The 5,099-nt window shown below is 69.8% G+C and carries 4 protein-coding genes and 1 pseudogene; all 5 read right to left on the bottom strand.

What is annotated here, in order from left to right:
- Positions 1–247, bottom strand: a 247-nt coding sequence (locus tag IE180_RS35645; protein ID WP_190161091.1) for an ATP/GTP-binding protein, incomplete at its 3' end; no start/stop codon positions are given.
- Positions 228–773, bottom strand: a complete 546-nt coding sequence (locus tag IE180_RS35650) for a DUF742 domain-containing protein (protein WP_190161092.1) — start codon at positions 771–773, stop codon at positions 228–230. The genes IE180_RS35645 and IE180_RS35650, both read right to left, overlap by 20 nt.
- Before the next feature lie 91 nt (positions 774–864).
- Positions 865–1,278, bottom strand: a complete 414-nt coding sequence (locus IE180_RS35655) for a roadblock/LC7 domain-containing protein (RefSeq protein WP_030224397.1) — start codon at positions 1,276–1,278, stop codon at positions 865–867.
- Between the two features lie 10 nt (positions 1,279–1,288).
- Positions 1,289–4,549 carry a sensor histidine kinase gene (locus IE180_RS35660; RefSeq protein ID WP_190161093.1) on the bottom strand — a complete coding sequence of 1,087 codons (3,261 nt, stop codon included), beginning with the start codon at positions 4,547–4,549 and terminating at the stop codon, positions 1,289–1,291.
- 340 nt (positions 4,550–4,889) lie between these two features.
- Positions 4,890–5,099, bottom strand: a pseudogene (locus IE180_RS35665) (ATP-binding protein); the annotation flags it as partial.

Consider the following 5,099-nt stretch of genomic DNA (forward strand, 5'->3'; position numbering starts at 1 on the left):
TCAGGTCCTGGTCCAGCGTGATGCGGCCGAAGTCCATGGCGACGGTCGTCGTCGTCTTGTCGCCGGTGTGCGTGAGGTCGTCGATGCCCGCGGAAGCGGACGTCATGACGGCCTCGGTACGCAGCGGGTTGATCTCCGAGACGGCGCCGACGAACGTGGTCTTGCCCACGCCGAAGCCACCCGCCACCACGATCTTCGCGCTGGTGGTTGAACGGGCCGCGCCGCCGCTAGAGCTTGCGAAGTCCACTGAGCACCCTTTCGAGCAGTGTCACGTCTGGCTGACCGCCGGCGGCCTCGTCGCCGCCGGGCTGGTGGATGGCGACGAGCCCGGCCTCGGCCAGGTCGGCGACGAGGATTCGGGCGACGCCGAGGGGAATGGAGAGAAGGGCCGAGATCTCGGCGACCGACTTGATCTCGAAGCAGAGCCGGCAGATCCGCTGGTGCTCGGGCAACTGGCCCTGCAGCCGGGCCGGGTCGGCCGTCGTACTGACCAGCGCCTCGATGGCGAGCTGGTAGCGCGGCCGGGTCCGGCCACCGGTCATGGCGTACGGACGCACCAGCGGGTTGTGCCCGCCGGAACCGCCCGCGGCGCCGCGCGAGGCGGACGGCGAACCCGCGGCCGACGGGACCTGAGGCTGCGCGTAGGGCTGCGACACGCCCTGTCTGCTCGGGGTGGAGGGAAAGTTGAACCGGTTGTTCTGCGCGGCGTCGCCCAGGGGCGCCTGGTGCGCGTCATAACCGTTGTAAGGGCTCCCGCCCGGGGGTGTACCCACGTCTCCTCCTCCGACTGCCTCGCGGTCCATGTCCCTTGAACCGCGCCACCGCACCTTACGGTGCGGTGACGTGAAACGCACTGTCTGTCTGTTAGTTGAGCAGACTTCCCTGAAGCTCCGCCCGGAGGTCGGGGGTCAGGACCGTGCCCGCGCGGTCCACGAGCAGGGCCATCTCGTAGCCCACGAGACCGATGTCGGCCTCCGGGTGGGCGAGCACGGCCAGCGAGGAGCCGTCCGAGATCGACATGATGAAGAGGAAGCCGCGCTCCATCTCCACCACGGTCTGGTTGACCGCACCGCCCTCGAAGATCCGGGACGCGCCCGCGGTCAGCGAGGTCAGTCCGGAGGCGACCGCCGCAAGCTGGTCGGCGCGGTCGCGGGGGAACCCGTCGGACATCGCCAGCAGGAGACCGTCGGCGGAGACCACCACCGTGTGGGACACCCCGGGGGTGTTGTCCACGAAGTTGGTGATCAACCAGTTCAGATTCTGCGCCGCCTGGCTCATCGCGCTCACACTAACGCTCCTGGTTGTAGGTGTTGCCCGGGCCGAGGCCCGATCCGTTCGTGTCCGTTCCCGCGCTGCGCCCCTGCTGGACGCCCCGGCGCAGGTTGCTCAACCTGCCCCGTACGTCCTCGGGTGCGCGGGAGACCTGGGGGCCGCCCTGCGGGGTCTGCTCAGCCGTCCCCTCGACCAGGTTGGCCTTCGGGACCCGCCGGGGGAGACCGGACGAGGTGACCCCGCCCGCCTTGGGGTCCTTGAGCTTTCCGGCCCGCTGCCAGCGCTCGTCGTTGGTCGAGCGCCATTCGTCGGTGCCGTCGGCTGCGTCCTGCTGCTGCACCGGCTGCGCGGGCTTCGGCTGCTGCGGCGCCTGCTGCGGCATCTGCTGCGTCTGCGGGGCGACGCTGCCGCGGCGCGGCAGACCGGCGTCGGTCAGCGCGTGTCCGGCGTCCGGGGCGGGACTCGCGGTCGGGCCCGGACGGTCGAAGCCTACGCGCTCGGGGGCCTGTTCGGGAGCGCTCGGAGCAGATTCCGGTTCCGCTCCGAAATCCTGTCCGTAGCCACCCTGGTAGGCGTTCTGGTCGGGCCACTCTGCCTGATGGGACTGGGGATCGAACGCATTGCCGTACTGCTGGTGTTCGGTTTCCGAGGCCTCGTACGAGGCTTCCGCATAACCCTGCTGCGGGTACGCCTCGTAACCCTGCTGCGGGTAGGCGTAACCCTCCTGCTGCGGGTAGCCCTCCTGCTGCCGGAAGCCGTCCTGCTGCGGGTAGCCGGCCGCGTACTCCTGGCCGTACTCCTGCGCCGGGTACTGCTCCGTCGGGTACTCCTGGGCCTGCTGCTGCCCGTACTCCTGGCCCTGGTCGAACTCCTGGGCCTGGCCGTACTGCTCCGCCGGCTCCGCCTCGTCGCGGAAGAGCGGACGGTCGCCGCCCTGCGCCTGGGCCTCCAGGGTGGCACGCCGCTCCTCGCGCTGGAGCGAGCGGTTGACCGGGTCGAGCTGGCGCTCCTCGCCGGCCGGCTGCTCGTAGCGCGAGTCGTCGAAGCCGAGGTCGGCGGCGGTCAGCATCGGCTGCTGCTGCGGGGCGGCCTCGAAGGCGTTCTGCTGCTGCTGCGGGATGATCTGCGAGACGGTGAAGTCGTCCTGGAGCGGCTGCTCGCCGCCGCCGCCGTGCGTGATCGCGTCCGGCAGCATGATCAGCGAGGTCGTCCCGGCCTGCTCGCCCGAGGGGCGGAGCTGGACCCGGATGCCGTGCCGGTCGGCGAGCCGGCCGACCACGAAGAGGCCCATGCGCTGCGAGACGGCGGCGTCCACGGTCGGCGGATTGGCCAGCTTGTGGTTGATGTCCGCGAAGTCCTCGGCGGTGAGGCCGATGCCCTTGTCGTGGATCTCGACCATCACGCGGCCGTCGGGCAGACGGGTCGCGGTGACGCGGACCTTGGTCTGGGGGGAGGAGAACGTGGTGGCGTTCTCCAGGAGCTCGGCGAGCAGGTGCACGAGGTCGGTCACGGCCTGGCCGTGGATCTCGGCCTCCGGGACGCCGGCCAGCTCGATGCGCTCGTACTGCTCCACCTCGGAGGAGGCGGCGCGCATGACGTCGACCAGCGGGACCGGCTGGTCCCAGCGGCGGCCCGGCTCCTCGCCGGCGAGGACGAGCAGGTTCTCGCCGTTGCGCCGCATGCGGGTGGCCAGGTGGTCCAGCTTGAAGAGGTTCTCCAGCTGGTCCGGGTCGGCCTCGTTGTTCTCCAGGTCGGTGATGAGGGTCAGCTGGCCCTCGATCAGCGACTGGTTGCGGCGCGAGAGGTTCGTGAAGATCGCGTTGACGTTGCCGCGGAGCATGGCCTGCTCGGCGGCGAGCCGGACGGCCTCGCGGTGGACCTGGTCGAAGGCGCGGGCGACCTCGCCGATCTCGTCCTGCGAGTCGATCGGGATGGGCTGGACGCGGGTGTCGACCCGGCCCGGCTCCGTGCGGGAGAGCTGGTCGACCAGCATCGGCAGGCGCTGCTCGGCGATGCCGAAGGCGGCGTTCCGCAGCTTGCGCATCGAGCGGCTCATCTGGCGGGCCATCATCCCGGCCAGGACGAAGGCGGCGAGCAGGGCGACGACGACGATGCCGCCGTTGACCCAGGCGTCCGTCTTGGCCTCGTCGGAGATGTCGGCGGCCTCGGTCACGGCCTTGTCGACGAGGGTCTTCTCGACCTCGCTGTAGCCGTCGAACTTGGCGGTGGCGACGGCCATCCAGGTCTCGGGCGTGATGCCCTTGCCCTTCAGCTCCTTGATGCCGTCGGGGCCCTTGGCGGTGCCGATCTGGGAGGCGACGCCGGAGTAGACCGAGCCGTCCTTGCCCTTGGGGAGCTCGACCCCGGCCGCGGCCATCCGCTTGTCGCCCTCGGCGGCCTTGCCGGCCATGACCTTCTTGAGGAGGTCGACGTCCTCGGGCAGACCGCCGGAGCTGAACTCGCCGAGGGCGATCTGCTCCAGGTAGTTGTACGAGTTGAACGCCACGGACTGCTGGGCGAAGACGGCCTCGTCGTGGCTGGGCCGGACCAGGAGCTGGGTGCCGATGGAGCGCTGGAGGGACTCCGCGCCCTTCGAGAGCTGGATCGCGTAGACGGTGCGGCCGTAGCTGGTGATGTTGCCGGTGCCCAGACCGAGCTCGTTGGAGAACTCCATCAGGTAGTGCTGCACGCTCGTGTAACCGAGCTGGGTGTTCACCGGGTCGAGGGAGCGGGTGTACGCGGCCTTGCGCAGCGTCTCCAGCTTCGGCTCCTCGTCCTGGAACAGCCGCAGACGGCGCTCCAGGCCCTGGCCCGACGGCATGTTCTTGACGGCCTCGTCGAACTTGGCCTTGGCGGAGTCGGTCGCGGCGTACGCCCGGGTGACCTCGTCGACCTTGCGGTCCTCGGGGGTCTTCGCGGCGAGCAGGGGGCCGGCGGTGAGGTCACGCTCGTCGAGCAGGGCGGTGCTGTACTCCGAGGCGGCGCGCACGATGAGCGCCGTCTTCTCGGCGTCCTGCGCCTCCTGCCAGGTGTCGATGGCCGACTTGACCTGGAAGCTGCCCATGACGAGGCCGGTGAGCACGGGTATGCAGAGGATCGCGTTCAGCCGGGTGGGCACCCGCCAGTTGCGGGGCGAGAGCTTGCTGGAGCTGCCCTTGGGAGCTTCCACGGGGGGCGGCGTCACGGGCACGTCCGCGGGCGACACCGCCGTGCGCGACGGCGGCGTGAAGTTGCCCCGCGTCTCCTGCTCCGCGGAGCTTTCCTTGCTTCGCCTCACTCGACCAACAACCTCTCGGCGTCGGCACCTACGTTGTGCCGGTGTTTCGTTCAGGGCCGTACTACTCGGGAGTTCATGAATTGCAGCACGTGAAGGGGGTCCCTTCCAAACAGTGGGACGAGGACCCTTTCAGTGGTCCAGGCCTCACATAAAACGGGCATAAAGAGCGAGCCCCGCCAAATGGCGGGGCTCGTGTGAGCGCAGTGACACCGGCCGGATGCGTCGGGTGTCCGGGGCGCCTCAATTCTCTGTCGAAATGTTATGAACCCGGGGACGGCCGTGTCGAAGGACACAGACCGCCCCCGGCGGCGGCATATGACAACTGCCCCGGTCGGCCCCTCTACTTGAGGCGGGCCATGAGGGCGTGCTCGACGAGGGTGATGAGGGCGCTCTTGGCGTCGGCGCGGTGGCGGGCGTCGGTGGTGATGATGGGGGTGTCGGGGCCGATCTGGAGGGCCTCGCGGACCTCCTCCGGCTGGTAGGGCTGGGCTCCGTCGAAGCCGTTGAGGGCGATGACGAACGGCAGGCCGCTGTTCTCGAAGTAGTCGAC

It is taken from the genome of Streptomyces litmocidini (assembly GCF_014649755.1).
Classification (GTDB): Bacteria; Actinomycetota; Actinomycetes; order Streptomycetales; family Streptomycetaceae; genus Streptomyces; species Streptomyces litmocidini.

What these genes read in the sequence shown, in the direction of transcription:
- IE180_RS35655 (WP_030224397.1), bottom strand. Translation starts at nt 1,278, where the DNA reads ATGAGCCAGGCGGCGCAGAATCTGAACTGGTTGATCACCAACTTCGTG.